We start from the raw sequence: 17,967 nt of genomic DNA on the forward strand, positions 1-17,967 counted from the left end.
AAGACCAGCTTTACTGCTTCTTCTCGAAGCTCTGGCGTGTATGTTGTTGAGCGTTTCATATGTTCTCCAGTTGGTGAAGTTTGCCAAACAAGAGTGTCCGAAAAAGTCAGGGTACCTCAAGGAACGTGCTGTACTACTTCGATACGGCGGTAAAGCAGTTGCTGAATGTGTTAATTCAAGGGCCTAGAGCCAAGTTCCAGACCCGTTTGTGTCTATACTTGGGTTCGACGCCAACATCAACGACACGCCCCATGATCGCTCGCCAATTGCTGTTCCTGTTTAGCGCCCTTGGCGCCATCAACGGCATTTTCCTGGCCGTCTATTTTTTCAGCCGTCGGCCTCGCTGCCTCGCCGACTGCATGCTCGGTGCATTGCTGCTTGCCGTCGGGGTGCGCACCGCCAAATCTGCCTTTCTCTACTTCAACCCTGCAATCGCACTCGAATTCCGCCAGCTGGGCTTGTCGGCCTGCCTGCTGATCGGCCCCCTGACCTATCTCTATGTGCGCTCTTTCCTGGCCGGACTCGCGCAACTGCCTGCCGGCCAACAATGGCGCTGGCATCTCGGCTTGTCCTTCCTGCTGATAGTCATTGGCGTTGCCTTTCCGTATTCCGTATATCGTTCTGCGTGGGACCATTCGAGTCATGCCATTCATGTATTCTGGCTATGCTACCTGCTGGCAACTGCCAAGTTGCTCTGGCAAAGCCGCCATGCATGGCTGAACGACGGACAGCGGATGGCCACCAGCAGCGTGCTCCCGCTGAGCGTTTTTGCAGGCAGCTGTGTCATGTTGGCCGCGTACGCGAGCACGCCGTTCACGTCCTATATTGTCGGCGCCTTGTCGTTCACCTTCTCGCTGCATGTCGCGGTCATGGTCTTTCTGCTGAGAAAGGAAACCTCGACGCCTGCCGACCCGAAGCAGAAGTACCAGAATAGCCGCCTGACGCACGACGATGCGCTTGCCGTGCTCGCTGCGCTGGAACAACAAATGAGCGGGCAGAAATCCTATCTGAATCCGAACCTCACCCTGGCCCAACTGGCCAAGCGGGCGGGATGCACGCAGGCGCAGGTATCGCAGGTGCTGAATGACAAGCTGAGCAAGAGCTTCAATACCTATGTCAACGAATACCGTATCGCCGAAGCGAAACAGGTATTGACCGACGAGCCGCAACTGAACATGGATATCGTTGCCGAGCGCTGCGGATTCAATTCCAGTTCCACCTTCTACTCTACCTTCAAGAAAGTTGCTGGGCAGACGCCCGCCAGCTTCCGGGCCCAATCCAGCCAGGCGGCCAGGGCCGTTTCCGCGTAAAACCGCTCCGGAATCGCCATTCCGGAGTCTGAAATCATGTTTGGCGACATCAATTCCCCTGTATTTCGATAACTTGTCGACCAACAACGATCTGAAATAGTCGTTGCTCCGATAAACGCAGTTCTTCATTCAGGGTAAAGTCATGATTCAGTTTTTATTGCGAACGGTACTCGCCTGTTGCTTGCTAAGCAGCGCCGCCGTCGGCACCGCCGCAACCGCAGACCAGGACGAAAATGCCATCCGGGAGACCGTGCGCTTGTATCTGCATGGCACCAGCTTCAACGTACAGGACGAGATCAACCAGGCCTTCCATGCCACCGCCCGCCTTTACCTCGATGGCAAAAACGATGCGGAATGGGAGTTGAGCGGTCCGGAATACGCAAAACTCTTTTCCCAAGAGAAAATAGGGCAATTCAATGGGCGTCACGGGCGACTGATCAAGGTGGATGTGAGCGGCAAGGTGGCCACCGCAAAGGCCGAGATCCACATTCCCCAGCAAGGGGTCCGCTATATGGATGTCTTTCTGTTGAAAAAGATCGCCGGCAACTGGAAGATCGTCAGCAAGTCGGCCCATCGCGAGCCATCAGCCGCGCGCCATGCACGCAAGGTGCTGCTGGTCGTGTCGAATGTGCATCAATATCCCGGCACAAAAATTAATGCGGGCAATAATTTCCCCGAGCTGGCCTATACCTATGATGCATTTCGCAAAGCAGGGTACACGGTCGACTTCGTCAGTCCCGAGGGTGGTGCCATTCCTTTGGAAATGATCGTCACGTCGGACGAGCTGCTCAAGAAGCATCTGTACGACAGTGATTTCATGTGGGCACTGGCCCATACCAAGCCCGTCTCCGAGGTCAAGGCAGACGAGTATGCGGGCATCGCTTTCGTCGGCGGCGGCGCGGCCATCGTCGGCATCCCGGAAAACAAGCCGCTCCAAGACATCGCTTTGCGTATCTACGAACAACAAGGTGGGGTGATCGCGGCAATCTGCCATGGCACCGAGGGCATCAAGAATCTGAAGCTCAGTGACGGCACTTTCCTCATCCAGGGCAAGGTGCTCACCTCGTTCCCCGATGCGTTTCTCAACAAGGAATCGGCGATATACAAGGCCTATCCCTTTTCGGCAGAAGGCAGCATCAAGCGCCATGGCGGCATATTCAGGCACGGCGCCAACGGCAAGAGTCACGTCGAGGTCGATGGCCGGTTAGTGACCGGCATGAGCTGGGAGTCGTCCGTCGGCGTGGCGGAATCCATGATCCGCCTGTTCGAGCAGTAGATTTATGGAGCGCGACGCATTTCCGCCACAAAATCATAATGATCGCTGCGGCAATACGAATGCGTGAGCTCCACCGCTTCGCCCGACTCCAGGTAGGCGATGCGCGTAATGAACAGCACGGCCTGGCCATCGGGGATGCCTAGCTGCTTGGCCAGCACGTCCGTCGCATTCATGGCGCGGATGTGCTGCAAGGCGCGCACGGGTGCCTTCTTGATGCTGCTCAAGTATTCATACAGCGAATCGCCCATGGCGGCCGGATCCGGCACCACGCTGAAGGGCAGCACGCTCACTTCATACGCCATCACCACGTCGTCGGCCAGGCGCAAGCGCTCCAGGCGCGCCACTTTCGTATTCTGCGCCAGGCCCAGGCTCAGCTGTTCATCGCTGCTGGCAATGACGACTTCACGCTTGAGCCAGCGCGAGCCGGGGCGGTAGCCGCGCTGCTGCAACTGCTCGGAAAAACTCGACAGGTTCGACAGCGGCTGCTCGATGCGTGGCGCAATATAGTTGCCGGAACCACGGCGGCGCACGACGAGGCCTTGCTCGACGAGCTGGTCGATGGCCTTGCGGGCAGTCACGCGCGATACGTCGAGCAGTTCGGACAGGGTACGTTCGGATGGCAGGGCCTGGTCTACCTGGTAGCGGCCGTTGCGTACGTCATCGCTCAGCTTGCGGGCGATCTGCATATATAAAGGCGAATTGTCATTTAAATCGACCTTGAGTTCTACGCTGGTCTGGCTCATACAGTTCTCCTTGTCCTCCTAGTGTAATAGCGATGGCGCTTGCGCGTAGCCCGTCTACCCATGAATAAATGGAAAATGACCATAAATAACGGTTATACACTTAAAAAAACAATGTTTTACCGTACGTATAGCTTTGCATTATAGATAAATAAGCAATTTTCATTAGCGTAGTAAACCATCGCACCCTATGCTGGCAAGGCCTCCATCCACCATGACACAGGGAAAGCATGATCAACAAAATGAGGGGTTTTCTGGGTTTGCTGCTGCTGGGCACGACCTGGACCGCGCTGGCCGCCCCGCCCGGCAGCGGCACTGAGCAGCTCGCGCAACACGACCAGCAGCGCACGCTCGATGCGGCGCTGTCGGCCATCGTCGATGATCCGCTCCATCCGCTGGCCAGCCTGTCCGTGCTGGCCATCCGTCAGGGCAAGGTGTCGTATCAGCAACAATTTGGCTACCGGCACATCGGCGTTACGCCAGCGGACAGCTTGCCCGTGACGTCGGCCACCCTGTTTCGCATCGCCTCCGTATCGAAGATGATGACCACCCTGGGCCTGATGCGGCTGGTCGAGCAGGGCAAGCTGAGTCTGGATCAGGACGTGGGTATCTATCTGGGCTTTTCCCTGCGCAACCCGCATTTCCCCCAGCAACCGCTGACCCTGCGCAGCCTGCTCAGCCATACTTCCTCGCTGCGCGACGCGGGCGGCTATGCCTGGGGCCCTGAACGCAGCTTGCGCGACGTGTTTACAGCCGGTGGCGACCTCATGTGGGATGCCTCCGCGGCGCCCGGCAATTACTTTACATATAGCAACCTCAACTGGGGCGTGATCGGCACCGTGATGGAAAAGGCCACGGGCGAGCGCTTCGACTTGCTGATGCGGCGTTTGCTGCTCGACCCCCTCGATGTGCGCGGCGGCTACCATCCGGCGGCATTTTCCACGGACGAGGCGGCGAACACGGCCACCTTGTACCGCAAGCGCACGCTCGATACGGAACAGTGGCGTCCAGCCGGTCTCTGGATCGCGCAAGCCGATGATTTCCAGGCGTATCCACCTGCCGCGCCCGCCAGCCTTGCGCGTTATGTGATCGGCAGCAATGCCACCGTCTTCAGTCCCACGGGCGGCTTGCGCATCTCCGCCGCAGGCCTGGGCACGGTCATGCAGATGCTGCTTGACGATGGCCGCCACCAGGGCAAGCAACTATTGCAGCCAGCCAGCATCGCCTTGATGTTTGCCCGGCAATGGCAGCTGGTGCCCGATGGCGACAATGGCAGCAATGGCAGCAATGGCGACAGCGAGCGGGGCCTGTACCGCGCCTGGGGTCTGGGCAACCAGCAATTCGATGCGCTGGCGGGGCAGGGCAATGGCCTGGTCGAGGGCGCCAGCTTCACGGCCGTGGGCCACCTGGGCGACGCGTATGGCCTGGTCTCCGCCTTCGTGCTCGATTTCAAGAACAAGAATGGCATGGTGATGCTGGTGGGTGGCACGGGCAGCGATCCCGCACAGTACCCGGGCACGTATTCCGCCATGGGACGCAGCGAGGAACTGATACTCACCACTCTATACCGTGGTGCAATTGACAAGCATGAAAAATGTGCACTGAAATAGTGCATTCCTGAAAGTTATGGCTGCACCATGATGTTTCATTGGCTCCCCGACCGGCCAGCCTCTAAGCTCTTCCCGAATGCTTCCGCACCATGGGAGCGCAACGCAGCGAGGCAACATGCAGCAACAAGTCATCATCATCGGCGGCGGCGTCGTCGGTTTGACATCGGCCTGGTGGCTGGCCGAGGCCGGCTACAAGGTCACCTTACTCGAACGCAATGAACAGGTGGCGATCGCCGCCAGCTACCGCAATGGCGGCCAGCTCAGCTATCGCTATGTGGCGCCGCTGGCGGACGCGGGCGTACCCTTCAAAGCCCTGCAATGGCTGCTGCAGAAAGATGGTCCGTTGCGCTTCCGTCCCGAAGCGGACTGGCGCCAATGGCGCTGGATGGCCAGTTTCTTGCGTAATTGCAACAGCGCCAGCAATGCCCGCACGACGGCCAAGCTGCTGCAACTGGGCGAATGGAGCCGTGCCGGCATGGCGCAGCTGGAACTGAGCGTGCCGCCCGAAGCGTATGCCTGGCGCGATGCGGGCAAGCTCATCGTCTATCGTTCGCCGGCCATCTTTCAGCGGGCCGTGGCCCGGCCCGAGTCGGAAGAGGCGCGCATCGTCTTGTCCCCGGCCGAAGCGGTGCAGCGCGAACCGGCGCTGGCCGCCTTGCAGGGTTCCTTGGCGGGCGGCATCTTCACGCAAGGCGAAGCGGTGGCCGATTGCCACGCCTTTTGCCTGGCGCTGGAAGCGCGCTTGCTGCAGCATCCGAATTGTTCACTCCTGTTAAAAGGCGAGGCGCGCCGCCTCGTCACGCACCGTGGCAAGATCGCAGGCGTCGACACCAGCCTGGGCTTGCTGGAAGCGGACCACTACGTGCTGGCAGCCGGCATCCAGAGCCGCGACCTGGCCGCCACGGCGGGTATCTACCTGCCGCTGTACCCGCTGAAAGGCTACAGCCTGACGGCGCCCATTCGCGCGCAAGACCGGGCGCCCGAGATCAGCATCACGGATTTCGAACGCAAGGTGCTGTATGCGCGCATCGGTGGCGACTTGCGCGTGGCGGCCATGGTCGACATGGTGGGCGCCGACAACAGCATCGATTGGAACCGCATCGCGGGCCTGACGCGGCTGGCGCGCGAAGCCATGCCGCACGGCGCCGATTACGACCAGGCCACGGCCTGGGCCGGCTTGCGCCCCGCCACGCCGAACAGCGCGCCGCTGGTGGGCGCCAGCAAATATGCGAACCTGTGGCTGAACGTGGGCCATGGCCCGCTGGGCTTTACCTTCGCCGCCGGCACGGCGCGCATCCTGGCCGACCTGATGGCGGGCAAGGCGCCACCGTTCGCGCTGGACTTCCTCAGTCCTCGACAATAAGCGTACCAGCGGCGGCGGCGACCGATGCCGCCGTTATGGCGGATAATTGCGGGACTTTCCTGTTCCCTCATCTCTGTTCATTATTGCCAGCGCATGCCCACACCTTCGACATCTGCCGCCTGCCCCTGTGGCGGCGCCTCCTACGCCAGCTGCTGCGGCCCATACATCGCGGGCAATGCCTTGCCGCCCACGGCCGAAGCCCTGATGCGCTCGCGCTACACGGCGTTTACCTTGCGCGATGAAGCCTACCTGCGCGCTACCTGGCACGCCAGCACCCGCCCCGACGACGCTTTATTTGCGGAAGAAGAAAAAGTTCACTGGCTGGGACTTGAGGTAAAATCTGCTTTACGTTTACGTCAACGTAAAGCAAAATCAGCAGATCAAGCCGAAGAGATACACCGCGACAGCGTGGAATTCGTGGCCCGCTACAAGGTCAACGGCCGCGCGCACCGCCTGCATGAAGTGAGCCGCTTCGTGCGCGAGGCAGGCGAGGGTGCCTTGCGCTGGTTTTATCTCGACGGCAGTTTTCCCGAATAGCGCGACCCGAGAGACCGGGCGATCATAAAAAGGAACCGCAATGCCGCACATCGAAAGCAAACTCAATCCGCGCAGTGAAGATTTCAAGGCCAATGCCGCGGCCATGCAAGCCATCGTCGACGATTTGCGCGACAAGGTGGAGAAAATCGCGGCCGGCGGCGGCGAAGCGGCAGCCGCCAAGCACCTGGCGCGCGGAAAACTACTGCCACGCGACCGCGTGCAAATGCTGCTCGATCCCGGCACGCCCTTCCTCGAGTTTTCCCAGATGGCGGCCTACGCCATGTACCAGGACGCCAAGGGCGTCGATGCGGCGCCTTCCGCCGGCATCATCACCGGCATCGGCAGGGTCTCGGGCCAGGAATGCGTCATCGTCTGCAACGACGCCACCGTCAAGGGCGGCACCTACTACCCGATGACGGTGAAAAAGCATTTGCGCGCCCAGGAAATCGCCGACCAGAACAAGCTGCCCTGCATCTACCTGGTCGACTCGGGCGGCGCCAACCTGCCGAACCAGGACGACGTCTTCCCCGACCGCGACCATTTCGGCCGCATTTTTTATAACCAGGCGAATTTGTCGGCCAAGGGCATACCGCAGATCGCCGTGGTGATGGGCTCTTGCACGGCGGGCGGCGCTTACGTGCCGGCCATGAGCGACGAATCGATCATCGTCAAGGAGCAGGGCACGATTTTCCTCGGTGGCCCGCCGCTGGTGAAAGCGGCGACGGGCGAAGTGGTAACGGCCGAAGACCTCGGTGGCGGCGACGTGCATACGCGCTTGTCCGGCGTGGTCGACCACCTGGCGCAGAACGATTTGCACGCGCTGTCGCTGGCGCGCACCATCGTTTCGAACCTGAACCGCACCAAGCCGCAGCAGATGGCGCTGCGCGAGTCCGTCGAGCCGAAATACCCGACGCAGGAACTGTATGGCGTGATCCCTGTCGACACGCGCAAGCCCTTCGATGTCAGGGAAGTGATCGCGCGCATCGTCGACGGCAGCGATTTCGACGAATTCAAGGCCCGCTACGGCACCACCCTGATCTGCGGCTTTGCGCATATCTATGGCGTCAAAGTGGGCATCATCGCCAATAACGGCATCTTGTTCTCCGAATCGGCCTTGAAAGGCACGCATTTCATCGAATTGTGCTGCCAGCGCAAGATCCCGCTGGTCTTCCTGCAAAATATCACGGGCTTCATGGTGGGGCGCAAATACGAAAACGAGGGCATCGCCCGCAATGGCGCCAAGATGGTCACGGCCGTCGCCACGGCGGCCGTGCCGAAATTCACGGTCATCATCGGCGGCAGCTTCGGCGCCGGCAACTACGGCATGTGCGGCCGCGCGTTTTCTCCCCGCTTCATGTGGATGTGGCCGAATGCGCGCATTTCCGTCATGGGCGGCGACCAGGCAGCCTCCGTGCTGGCGACCGTCAAGCGCGACGGCATCGAAGGCAAGGGCGGCGCATGGAGCGCGGATGAGGAAGCGGCCTTCAAGCAGCCGATCAAGGATCAATACGAACACCAGGGCCACCCATACTATGCCACCGCGCGTCTGTGGGACGATGGCGTGATCGACCCGGCCGATACCCGCATGGTGCTGGGCCTGGGCCTGTCGGCCTCCTTGAACGCGGAAATCCCGGACACAAAATTCGGCATCTTCCGCATGTGATGCAAAGGGACTAAAGAGCATGGAATTCGAAACACTGAAACTGGTCATCGAGGGCAATGTCGCCACCGTGACCCTGAACCGCCCCGACGTGCGCAACGCCTTCAACGAGACGACGATCGCCGAACTGGCCCGGGCCTTTGAAGGCCTGGGACGCAGCGAGATGGTGCGCGCCATCGTGCTGTCGGCGAAGGGCGCAGCCTTTTGCGCCGGCGCGGACTTGAACTGGATGAAGAAGATGGCCGGCTACACGCTTGCCGAAAACCAGGCCGACGCGCTGCAGCTGGCGCAGATGCTGCGCACGATTTACCTGTGTCCCAAGCCCGTGGTGGCAAAGATCCAGGGCGACTGTTATGCGGGCGGCATGGGCCTGGTCGCCGCATGCGATATCATTCTGGTTGCGGAAGACGTGCATTTCTGCCTGAGCGAAGTGCGGCTGGGACTGATCCCGGCCACTATTTCACCGTATGTCATCAAGGCCATGGGCGAAAACGCGGCACGCCGCTATTTCCTGACCGCCGAGCGATTCTCGGCACAGGAAGCGCTACGCATCGGCTTTGCCCACGAGGTAGTCGCTGGCGACGCGCTGGACGCGAAAACCTTGGAGGTGCTGAAAGCGCTGACGGGTAACAGCCCGCACGCCGTGGCGCAAGCGAAAACGCTGGTGCGCGAGATCGCCGGCCAGCCGGTCGACGACGTGCTGCTGGCGGACACGGCCGAGCGCATCGCGCAAATCCGCGCCTCGGAGCAGGGACGCGAAGGCGTGCAATCGTTCCTCGACAAGCGCAAGCCGAGTTGGCTCATGGGCTAGCAATATCACTGGAGCAGTTTTGAAAGCAGAAAAACAATCGGGCTGGGTCGAACGCAGTCTGCGCAGCGTGTGGCACCCTTGCACGCAAATGCAGCACCACGAGACTGTACCGCTCATCCCCGTCAGCCACGGCCGCGGCGCCTGGCTGTATGACCACGAAGGCCGACGCTACCTGGACGCCATCAGCTCCTGGTGGGTGAACCTGTTCGGCCATGCCAATCCGCGCATCAATGCGGAACTGAAGGATCAACTGGACCGGCTGGAACACGCCATGCTGGCCGGATTCACGCATGAACCGGTGATCGAACTGTCGGAAAAACTCTCCGCACTCACCAACGGCGTGCTCGGTCACAGCTTTTACGCCTCCGACGGCGCCTCGGCCGTGGAAATCGCCCTGAAAATGAGCTTTCACGCCTGGCGCAACAGCGGCAAGAGCGAGAAACAGGAATTCGTCTGTTTAAAAGGCAGCTACCACGGCGAAACCATAGGCGCGCTGGCCGTCACGGATGTCGCCCTGTTCAAGGATGCCTACGGCCCCTTGCTGCGCGCATCAACGACCGTGATGTCGCCCGACTTCCGCCAGGCGGCAGAGGGAGAGTCCGCCGAGGATGTGGCGCGCCGCGCCGCCGCCGACGTGGAACTTTTGTTCCAGGAAAAATCGGACAAAATCGCCGCCATCATCATCGAGCCGCTGGTGCAGTGCGCCACCGGCATGGCCATGCATGACCCCTTGTACCTGTCGCTGGTGCGCGCCCTGTGCGACCGCTATCAAGTCCACCTGATCCTCGATGAAATCGCCGTCGGCTGCGGGCGCACGGGCACCTTCTTTGCCTGCGAACAGGCCGGCATCTGGCCCGACTTCGTCTGCCTGTCGAAAGGCATCAGCGGCGGCTACCTGCCTTTATCGCTGGTGATGACGCGCGAAGACATCTACCAGGCCTTCTACAGCACCGACGTGCGGCGCGGCTTTTTGCATTCGCACTCGTACACGGGCAACCCGCTGGCCTGCCGCGCGGCGCTGGCGACCCTGTCGATTTTCAAGGAAGACGATGTGCTGGTGGCCAACCGGGAGCGCGCAGACAAGATAACGCACGCCCTGGCACCGCTGGCGCAGCACGAGCGCGTAAAACACTTCCGCCAGCAGGGCATGATCTGGGCCTTTGACGCCATCGATGCGGCGCCCGATTTTTCGCGCCGCTTCTTCAGCACGGCGCTGGAACACGAACTGTTGATGCGCCCCATCGGTTCGACCGTCTACCTGATGCCGCCGTACATCCTCGACGACGCAGAAATCGCGGGCCTGGGCCAGCAGACCCTGGCCGTCTTCAACAAAGTGATCGGAGCCTGAGATGGAGCTGATCGCGCGATTACAACAGCAGCTGCAGGGGCTGGAAGAGCGCAGCCTGATGCGCCGCCGCCGGACCGTCGACACGCCCTGCACGCCGCGCCTGACGGTGGACGGACGCGACATGCTGGCCTTTTGCAGCAATGACTACCTGGGCCTGGCGTCGCATCCGCGCATCGTGGCAGCGCTGAAAGAGGGCGCCGATCTGTATGGCGCCGGCAGCGGCGCTTCGCACCTGATCAGTGGTCATAGCCGCGCTCACGCACAGCTGGAAGGGCGCCTGGCCGCTTTCGTGGGCGCCAACCTGGAACAGGCGCGCGCCCTGTATTTCTGCACCGGCTACATGGCTAATTTAGCCGTGCTGACGGCCCTGGCCGCCGGTGATGCCGAAGCCGAGATCTTTTCGGAAGCGCTGAACCATGCCTCGCTGATCGACGGCACGCGCCTGGCCCGCGTCAAGACGCGCGTGTATCCGCATGCGGACCTGGACGCGCTTGCGGTCCTGCTGGCGGCCAGCACGGCAGCAACCAAGATCGTCGTCACCGACAGCATCTTCAGCATGGATGGCGACCTGGCGCCGCTGCCCGCGCTGCTGGCCCTGTGCGAGCAACACGGCGCCTGGCTGGTGGTCGACGACGCACACGGCTTCGGCGCGCTGGGCGAGAACGGCCGCGGCGCGCTCGAACACTTCGACCTGCAGTCGCCGCACCTGGTGTATGTGGGCACGCTGGGCAAATCGGCCGGCGTGGGCGGCGCCTTTGTTTGCGCGCATGAGGCAGTGATCGAAACCCTGATCCAGAAGGCGCGCCCGTACATCTTCACCACGGCGGCAGCGCCGGCGCTGGCGCATGCGCTCTTGGCCAGCCTGGACATCATCGCCGGTGACGAAGGAAAACAACGTCGGGTGCACCTGGCGACGCTGGTGGCGCAATGGAACCAAGGCTTGCAGCTGCAACGCTGGCAAGCCTTGCCGTCATTGAGCGCCATCCAGCCCGTCATCATCGGCGACAACGCGGAAATGATGGGCATCGCCGCCCAACTGTACCAGCAGGGGCTGTGGGTAGGGGCGATCCGCCCGCCTACCGTGCCGGCAGGTACGGCGCGCCTGCGCGTGACCCTGTCGGCCGGCCACACGGCGCAGGAAGTGGCGCAATTGATCAACGCAGTCAACACCTTGGAAAGGACTCGCCATGAGCCTTGATGATCCTGTCCTGGCAGAAGTGTCAGCAGTACCGGCCGTGCGGCCGGCACCCGCTACCACCGGCCTGCCATCGCGCTTTGCCTGTTTCGTCACCGGTACCGACACGGAAATCGGCAAGACTTTGACGTCGTCGGCCCTGCTGCACGCGCTGGTCCGGCGCGGCGTGCGCGCCTGCGGCATGAAGCCCGTGGCCGCCGGCGCCGAGATGCGCGACGGCGAACTGCATAATGAAGACGCCGACAGCCTGATCGCCGCCGGCAACGTCACCATGCTGCGCAACCTGACCACGCCCTATATGCTGAAGGAGCCGGCCGCGCCACACATCGCCGCCGCTCTCGACGGCGTGTGTATCGAATCGGTGCCCATCCTGGCCGCCTACCTGGAAATCGCCGCCGCCTCGGACGCCGTCGTGGTCGAAGGCGTGGGTGGTTTTCGCGTGCCGCTGTCGCCCGGTTTCGACTCGGCCGACCTGGCGCAGCAGCTCGACTTGCCGGTGATCCTGGTGGTCGGCATGCGCCTCGGTTGCATCAGCCAGGCCTTGCTGACGGTGGAAGCCATCGAAGCGCGCGGCCTGACCGTGATCGGCTGGGTCGCCAACACCCTGGAAGTGGAAATGCGCTTCCTCGACGAAAATATCGATGCACTGATCGAGCACATCCCGGCGCCGCTGCTGGGCAAGGTGCCGCGCCTGGCGCAGCCCAGCGCAGAAGCGGCGGCGGCGTATCTCGATTTCACCGGTTTGCCCAACTGGCCGGCGCAACATCCGCACAATTAAACCGAACAACTGAACGTATCCAAAAATAGAAGCGAAGGAATCACATGTCTCACGTCCAAGAAGCAGCAAAAACCGTCGAACTGCACCGCCCTGCGGCGCGCATCACCGTGCCGGAAGCGGCCACCTGGCCCGTCGCCGATGTGCTGGCCCTGTTCGACCTGCCTTTCAATGACCTGATGTTCAAAGCCCAGCAAACGCACCGCATCAATTTCCCCGATGGCGACGTGGAACTGGCAACCTTGTTGTCGATCAAGACGGGCGGCTGCGAGGAAGACTGCGGCTACTGCCCGCAGGCGGCCCGCTATGACACGGGCGTGGAAGCGAAAAAAATCCTCGACATCGAGACGGTGCTCGACGCGGCCCGCCAGGCGAAAGCCAACGGCGCCACACGCTTTTGCATGGGCGCCGCCTGGCGCAGCCCGAAAGAGCGCGACATGGAAAAAGTCGAGGAGATGGTGACCAAAGTCAAGGCGCTGGGCCTGGAAACCTGCGCTACTTTGGGCATGCTGGAAGAAGGCCAGGCAGACCGCCTGAAAAACGCGGGCCTCGACTTCTACAACCATAATCTGGACACGGCGCCCGAATTCTACGACAACGTCATCTCCACGCGCGAATACCAGGACCGCCTCGATACCCTGGGCCGCGTGCGCGAAGCAGGCTTGAAAGTGTGCTGCGGCGGCATCGTCGGCATGGGTGAAACGCGTCTGCAGCGCGCTGGCCTGATCGCCCAGTTGGCCAATTTGAATCCGTATCCGGAATCGGTGCCCGTCAACCACCTGGTGCAAGTGGAAGGCACGCCTTTGTATGGCCTGGAAGCGCTCGACCCATTCGAATTTGTGCGCACGATTGCCGTGGCCCGCATCACCATGCCGAAAGCGCGCGTGCGTTTGTCGGCGGGCCGGCGCCAGATGGGCGAAGCCGTGCAAGCCATGTGCTTCCTGGCTGGTGCCAATTCCATCTTCTACGGCGACAAGCTGCTCACCACCGACAACCCGGAAGCGGAAGACGACCGCACCCTGTTGAACAAACTGGGCTTGCAGACGCGCGGCGCCATGCTGGACTCGGTACAGAAAGAGAAGTGCGGCTGCTGATCCAGCCCCCGGGATGCGCCCCGCCAGGGCGCATCCACTCCCAGCGACACCTCAGATAAAAAACTTCCAGCCACGAGCTGCAAAGAGAGAGACCATGTTCACTAAAATCCTGATCGCCAACCGCGGCGAAATCGCTTGCCGTGTCGCCGCTACCGCGCGCCGCATGGGCATCCAGACCGTCGCCGTGTATTCGGAAGCGGACGCCAACGCCAAGCATGTCGCCGTGTGCGACGAAGCCGTCTTGATCGGCCCAGCGCCGGCCAAGGAAAGCTATCTGTGCGGCGACAAGATCATCGCCGTGGCGCTGGCGACAGGTGCGCAGGCGATCCACCCCGGCTATGGCTTCCTGTCCGAGAACGCCGATTTCGCCGACGCCTGCCAGGCTGCAGGCCTGGTCTTCATCGGCCCGCCGGCATCTGCCATGCGCGCCATGGGTTCCAAGTCGGCCGCCAAGTCGCTGATGGAAAAAGCCAACGTACCGCTGGTGCCCGGCTACCACGGCGACGAACAGGATGCCGACTTCCTGCACGGCCAAGCCGACAAGATCGGCTACCCCGTCCTGCTGAAGGCCTCGGCCGGCGGCGGCGGCAAGGGCATGCGCGTCATCGAAAACTCAAACGATTTCAAGGCCGCGCTGGCCTCGTGCAAGCGCGAAGCGATCAGCTCTTTCGGCGACGATAAGGTGCTGGCCGAAAAATACCTGTCGCGCCCGCGGCATATCGAAATCCAGGTGTTTGCCGACACCCTCGGCAACTGCATCTATCTGTTCGAGCGCGATTGCTCGGTGCAGCGCCGTCACCAGAAGGTGCTGGAAGAAGCGCCGGCGCCGGGCATGCCGTTTGACCGCCGTGCAGCCATGGGCAAAGCGGCAGTCGCCGCCGCCAAGGCCGTCGGCTATGTGGGCGCCGGCACGGTGGAATTCATCGCCAACCAGGATGGTTCGTTCTACTTCATGGAGATGAACACACGCTTGCAGGTCGAGCATCCGGTGACGGAAATGATCACCGGCACCGACCTGGTGGAATGGCAGTTGCGCGTCGCCTTTGGCGAGCCGCTGCCGAAAACACAAAGCGAATTGACGATACACGGCCACGCCATCGAAGCGCGCATCTATGCGGAAAACCCGGAGAAGGGCTTCTTGCCGTCGATTGGCACCCTGCGCCACATGCAGTCGCCTTGCGCCGTGACGTTCGAGCTGGGTGGCACGCTGGTTCCGGCCGCCGTACGCATCGATTCGGGCGTGCGCGAGGGCGACGCCATTTCGCCGTTCTACGACCCGATGATCGCCAAGCTGATCGTCTGGGGCGCGGACCGCCGCGAGGCGCTGGCGCGCATGGCGCAGGCGCTGGCCGAATACCAGATCGTGGGCCTGGCCAGCAATATCGCCTTTTTGAAACGCCTGGTTGAAGGTCAGGCATTTGCCAGCGCGGACCTCGATACGGGTTTGATCGAGCGCAATCAAGAGTCGCTGTTCCCCGCCCTGCAGGCGGCGCCCGACACGGCCCTGGCGCTGGCGTCCGTCGCCCTGCTGCTGGAAGAAAAAGCGGCTGCGGAAACGCAGTCGACGCACCGCGCAGACCCGTGGGGCAATGCACTGGGCTGGCGTTTGAACAGCACCCTGGTACGCAGCCTGGCGTTTGCCGATGAATTCGCGCTGGCCGGCGACAGCAAGGCTTACGTAACACGCATCGCCTACCAGACAGATGGCTGGCTGTTCAACGGCCAGCCCCTGACCTTGACGGCGCGCAAAGGCAACGAGCTGCACATCAAGCTCGGTGAGCGTGCCGTGCACGGCACGGTGCTGCGCGACGGGGAGCAGTTCCACGTGTTCACCAACGGCTTGCACACCACCTTGCATTACAGTGACCCGATGGCGCATGCGGGCGAAGTGGAAGCGGAAGGCGGGCGCCTGACGGCCCCCATGCCGGGCAAGGTCGTCGCCGTGCTGGTGAACAAGGGGCAGGATGTCAAAAAGGGCGAGCCTTTGGTCATCATGGAAGCGATGAAGATGGAGCACACCATCGCCGCGCCGCACGACGGCTTGGTGGAAGACGTGCTGTACGCCATCGGTGACCAGGTGGCCGATGGCGCGCCGCTGCTGGCCTTCAAAGCCGCCGCGTAAGGAACGCTCGTGAAAACATCGATGCGCATCCTGTTACAACGCGCGGACGGCAAGGAAGCGGCGTGGATCGCCGACTTTAACAACTTGCTGCCCGAGGCCGAGATTATCTTCTGGCGCGAAGGCGACACGTTCGCGCCATGCGACTACGCCGTCGTGTGGAAGCCACCCGCCGCCATGCTGCCCGTATTGCGCGAAGTCAAAGCCATCTTCAACACGGGTGCCGGCGTGGACGCGCTCTTGCAATTTGGCGAGGCGCTACCCGCGCGCGTGCCGCTGGTGCGCCTGGACGACGCGGGCATGGGCGTGCAGATGGCCGAGTATGTGAGCCATGCCGTGCTGCGCCACTTCCGCCGTTTCCACGACTATGAAGCGCAGGGCCGCGCAGGCATCTGGCAGCCGCTGCCCGCGTTCGACAAGGCGGATTTCCCGGTCGGCGTGCTGGGCATGGGTGTGCTGGGCACGCGCGTGCTGGATGCGCTGGCGCAGTTCGAGTTTCCCCTGCGGGGCTGGAGCCGCAGCCAAAAGCGCGTCGATGGCGTGGAGTGCTACGCCGGCGAGGACGGGCTTGAAGCCTTCCTGCGCGACACGCGCGTGCTGGTGTGCATGCTGCCGCTCACCCCAGAGACGCACAACCTGCTCGACCGCACGCGCCTGTCGATGCTGCTGCCGGGCGCCTATGTCATCAACGTGGCGCGCGGCGCGCATCTCGCTGAACCGGATTTGCTGACCCTGATCCGCTCCGGGCATATCGCCGGAGCGACCTTGGACGTGTTCCGCAACGAGCCGCTGCCGCAGCAGCACCCGTTCTGGCAAGAACCGCGCATCACCATCACGCCGCATATTTCGGCCGCCACCCTGCGCCGCGAAAGCGTGGCGCAAATCGCCGCCAAGATGCGCCGCCTGCACGCCGGAGACTCTGTCGCCGGCGTCGTCAACCGTTCGCAAGGATATTGAAATGAACCCTACTACCAGTCTGCCCAAGCAGGTCAAGATCGTCGAAGTGGGGCCACGCGACGGCCTGCAAAACGAGAAGGACACCATCAGCGCCGCCGTCAAGATCGAACTGGTCGACCGTTTGACGCAGGCGGGCTTCGCCAACATCGAGGCGGCGTCGTTCGTCTCGCCGAAATGGGTGCCGCAAATGGCCACCAGCGCGGAAGTGATGGACAAGATCGCGCGCCGTGCCGGCACGATTTATTCGGCGCTGACGCCGAATATGCAGGGTTTCGATGCCGCGCTGGCGGCGAAGGCCGATGAAGTGGTGATTTTCGGCTCCGCCTCTGAAGCGTTCTCGCAAAAGAACATCAACTGCTCGATCGCCGAATCGATCGCCCGTTTCGAGGGCGTGGCCAAGGCGGCCAAGGAACAGCGCCTGCGCCTGCGCGGCAGCATCAGCTGCGCCTTCGGCTGTCCCTACCAGGGCGACGTGCCGCTCGACGCCGTGGCCGACGTGGTGGGCCGCATGCGCGACCTCGGTTGCGACGAAATCGACATCGCCGACACCATCGGCGTGGCCACGCCGCGCAAAACGCAGGCGGTGATGGAGCGCGCCATCGCGGCCTTCCACGTAGACGGCCTGTCCGGTCACTTCCACGACACCTACGGCCAGGCGCTGGCAAATATCTACGCCAGCCTGGAAACGGGGATTGCGATTTATCATTCGTCCGTCTCCGGCCTGGGCGGCTGCCCCTACGCCAAGGGCGCCACCGGCAACGTCGCCACCGAGGACGTGCTGTACATGATGCAGGGACTGGGGATACACACCGGCATCGACCTGGACCTGGTGGTGGACGCGGGACAGTTCATTTCGCAGCAACTGGGGCGCAAGGGATCTAGCCGCGCCGGCAACGCCATCGCGGCGAAACGCGCAGGCTGAATATGCAGGGCAGGGGCGTCTCCTCCCCTGCAGTGTGAATGCAGTGCTCCGCCGTACAGACGAAAAAAAACCCAAGAGCCTCAACTCTTGGGTTTTTTTCTACAAATTTGGTCGGAGTACAAGGATTCGAACCTTGGACCCCCTGGTCCCAAACCAGGTGCGCTACCGGGCTGCGCCACACTCCGAAGACCAAGATAATACAGGCCGTATCGACTTCGGTCAAGGGTCAGGTGAAACTCTGTGTAAATTA

At 62.2% G+C, this 17,967-nt stretch carries 15 protein-coding genes and 1 tRNA gene; 14 read left to right on the top strand and 2 right to left on the bottom strand.

The window, feature by feature from the left end; genetic code table 11:
• Positions 1 to 251: 251 nt before the first annotated feature.
• Together ACP7DE_RS25290 and ACP7DE_RS25295 are read left to right on the top strand one after the other, a co-directional pair.
• Complete coding sequence (locus ACP7DE_RS25290; protein WP_426074679.1) at positions 252 to 1,310, top strand: helix-turn-helix transcriptional regulator; 1,059 nt, start codon at positions 252 to 254, stop codon at positions 1,308 to 1,310.
• Positions 1,311 to 1,452: 142 nt separating this feature from the next.
• Positions 1,453 to 2,586: a nuclear transport factor 2 family protein gene (locus ACP7DE_RS25295; protein ID WP_426074680.1), complete on the top strand. Its 1,134-nt coding sequence runs from the start codon at positions 1,453 to 1,455 to the stop codon at positions 2,584 to 2,586.
• Positions 2,587 to 2,588: 2 nt separating this feature from the next.
• Here the strand turns inward: ACP7DE_RS25295 and ACP7DE_RS25300 are convergent, their stop codons facing one another.
• Complete coding sequence (locus ACP7DE_RS25300; RefSeq protein WP_096232721.1) at positions 2,589 to 3,329, bottom strand: GntR family transcriptional regulator; 741 nt, start codon at positions 3,327 to 3,329, stop codon at positions 2,589 to 2,591.
• Positions 3,330 to 3,556: 227 nt separating this feature from the next.
• On the opposite strand from ACP7DE_RS25300, the gene ACP7DE_RS25305 reads away from it, so the two are divergent.
• The 12 genes from ACP7DE_RS25305 to ACP7DE_RS25360 all read left to right on the top strand — a co-directional run bounded on the left by ACP7DE_RS25305 (position 3,557) and on the right by ACP7DE_RS25360 (position 17,717).
• Positions 3,557 to 4,936, top strand: coding sequence for a serine hydrolase domain-containing protein (locus ACP7DE_RS25305; RefSeq protein WP_426074681.1), 1,380 nt, complete (start codon positions 3,557 to 3,559; stop codon positions 4,934 to 4,936).
• A gap of 76 nt (positions 4,937 to 5,012) precedes the next feature.
• Positions 5,013 to 6,299 carry a D-amino acid dehydrogenase gene (locus tag ACP7DE_RS25310; protein WP_426074682.1) on the top strand — a complete coding sequence of 429 codons (1,287 nt, stop codon included), beginning with the start codon at positions 5,013 to 5,015 and terminating at the stop codon, positions 6,297 to 6,299.
• Positions 6,300 to 6,392: 93 nt separating this feature from the next.
• Positions 6,393 to 6,836: a YchJ family protein gene (locus ACP7DE_RS25315; RefSeq protein WP_426074683.1), complete on the top strand. Its 444-nt coding sequence runs from the start codon at positions 6,393 to 6,395 to the stop codon at positions 6,834 to 6,836.
• Positions 6,837 to 6,876: 40 nt separating this feature from the next.
• Complete coding sequence (locus tag ACP7DE_RS25320) at positions 6,877 to 8,499, top strand: carboxyl transferase domain-containing protein (protein WP_426074684.1); 1,623 nt, start codon at positions 6,877 to 6,879, stop codon at positions 8,497 to 8,499.
• A gap of 19 nt (positions 8,500 to 8,518) precedes the next feature.
• Positions 8,519 to 9,307 carry an enoyl-CoA hydratase/isomerase family protein gene (locus ACP7DE_RS25325; RefSeq protein WP_426074685.1) on the top strand — a complete coding sequence of 263 codons (789 nt, stop codon included), beginning with the start codon at positions 8,519 to 8,521 and terminating at the stop codon, positions 9,305 to 9,307.
• A gap of 19 nt (positions 9,308 to 9,326) precedes the next feature.
• Positions 9,327 to 10,655: an adenosylmethionine--8-amino-7-oxononanoate transaminase gene (bioA, locus tag ACP7DE_RS25330; RefSeq protein WP_426074686.1), complete on the top strand. Its 1,329-nt coding sequence runs from the start codon at positions 9,327 to 9,329 to the stop codon at positions 10,653 to 10,655.
• A 1-nt stretch (position 10,656) separates the two neighbouring features.
• On the top strand, positions 10,657 to 11,853 hold the full coding sequence (gene bioF / locus ACP7DE_RS25335) for an 8-amino-7-oxononanoate synthase (protein WP_426074687.1): 1,197 nt from the start codon (positions 10,657 to 10,659) through the stop codon (positions 11,851 to 11,853).
• On the top strand, positions 11,843 to 12,628 hold the full coding sequence (gene bioD, locus ACP7DE_RS25340) for a dethiobiotin synthase (protein WP_426074688.1): 786 nt from the start codon (positions 11,843 to 11,845) through the stop codon (positions 12,626 to 12,628). Before bioF ends, bioD begins: the two co-directional genes overlap by 11 nt.
• 44 nt (positions 12,629 to 12,672) lie before the next feature.
• The gene (bioB, locus tag ACP7DE_RS25345) at positions 12,673 to 13,719 is read left to right on the top strand and encodes a biotin synthase BioB (protein ID WP_426074689.1); all 1,047 of its coding nucleotides are present in this window, start codon (positions 12,673 to 12,675) and stop codon (positions 13,717 to 13,719) included.
• 94 nt (positions 13,720 to 13,813) lie between these two features.
• Positions 13,814 to 15,841, top strand: coding sequence for an acetyl/propionyl/methylcrotonyl-CoA carboxylase subunit alpha (locus ACP7DE_RS25350; RefSeq protein WP_426074690.1), 2,028 nt, complete (start codon positions 13,814 to 13,816; stop codon positions 15,839 to 15,841).
• 21 nt (positions 15,842 to 15,862) lie between these two features.
• The gene (locus ACP7DE_RS25355) at positions 15,863 to 16,795 is read left to right on the top strand and encodes a 2-hydroxyacid dehydrogenase (protein WP_426074768.1); all 933 of its coding nucleotides are present in this window, start codon (positions 15,863 to 15,865) and stop codon (positions 16,793 to 16,795) included.
• Between the two features lies 1 nt (position 16,796).
• Positions 16,797 to 17,717: a hydroxymethylglutaryl-CoA lyase gene (locus tag ACP7DE_RS25360; protein ID WP_426074691.1), complete on the top strand. Its 921-nt coding sequence runs from the start codon at positions 16,797 to 16,799 to the stop codon at positions 17,715 to 17,717.
• 108 nt (positions 17,718 to 17,825) lie between these two features.
• On the opposite strand, the gene ACP7DE_RS25365 is transcribed toward ACP7DE_RS25360, so the two are convergent.
• A tRNA-Pro gene (locus tag ACP7DE_RS25365) sits at positions 17,826 to 17,902 on the bottom strand.
• Between the last annotated feature and the right edge of the window lie 65 nt (positions 17,903 to 17,967).

Source organism: Janthinobacterium sp. DSP2-3-3, assembly GCF_049897325.1.
Lineage (GTDB): Bacteria > Pseudomonadota > Gammaproteobacteria > Burkholderiales > Burkholderiaceae_D > Janthinobacterium.

Excerpts from the sequence above, each read along its gene's own strand:
- ACP7DE_RS25290 (WP_426074679.1), top strand. The coding sequence starts at position 252 with ATGATCGCTCGCCAATTGCTGTTCCTGTTTAGCGCCCTTGGCGCCATC.
- ACP7DE_RS25295 (WP_426074680.1), top strand. The coding sequence starts at position 1,453 with ATGATTCAGTTTTTATTGCGAACGGTACTCGCCTGTTGCTTGCTAAGC.
- ACP7DE_RS25300 (WP_096232721.1), bottom strand. The coding sequence starts at position 3,329 with ATGAGCCAGACCAGCGTAGAACTCAAGGTCGATTTAAATGACAATTCG.
- ACP7DE_RS25305 (WP_426074681.1), top strand. The coding sequence starts at position 3,557 with ATGATCAACAAAATGAGGGGTTTTCTGGGTTTGCTGCTGCTGGGCACG.
- ACP7DE_RS25310 (WP_426074682.1), top strand. The coding sequence starts at position 5,013 with ATGCTTCCGCACCATGGGAGCGCAACGCAGCGAGGCAACATGCAGCAA.
- ACP7DE_RS25315 (WP_426074683.1), top strand. The coding sequence starts at position 6,393 with ATGCCCACACCTTCGACATCTGCCGCCTGCCCCTGTGGCGGCGCCTCC.
- ACP7DE_RS25320 (WP_426074684.1), top strand. The coding sequence starts at position 6,877 with ATGCCGCACATCGAAAGCAAACTCAATCCGCGCAGTGAAGATTTCAAG.
- ACP7DE_RS25325 (WP_426074685.1), top strand. The coding sequence starts at position 8,519 with ATGGAATTCGAAACACTGAAACTGGTCATCGAGGGCAATGTCGCCACC.
- bioF (WP_426074687.1), top strand. The coding sequence starts at position 10,657 with ATGGAGCTGATCGCGCGATTACAACAGCAGCTGCAGGGGCTGGAAGAG.
- bioD (WP_426074688.1), top strand. The coding sequence starts at position 11,843 with ATGAGCCTTGATGATCCTGTCCTGGCAGAAGTGTCAGCAGTACCGGCC.
- bioB (WP_426074689.1), top strand. The coding sequence starts at position 12,673 with ATGTCTCACGTCCAAGAAGCAGCAAAAACCGTCGAACTGCACCGCCCT.
- ACP7DE_RS25350 (WP_426074690.1), top strand. The coding sequence starts at position 13,814 with ATGTTCACTAAAATCCTGATCGCCAACCGCGGCGAAATCGCTTGCCGT.
- ACP7DE_RS25355 (WP_426074768.1), top strand. The coding sequence starts at position 15,863 with ATGCGCATCCTGTTACAACGCGCGGACGGCAAGGAAGCGGCGTGGATC.
- ACP7DE_RS25360 (WP_426074691.1), top strand. The coding sequence starts at position 16,797 with ATGAACCCTACTACCAGTCTGCCCAAGCAGGTCAAGATCGTCGAAGTG.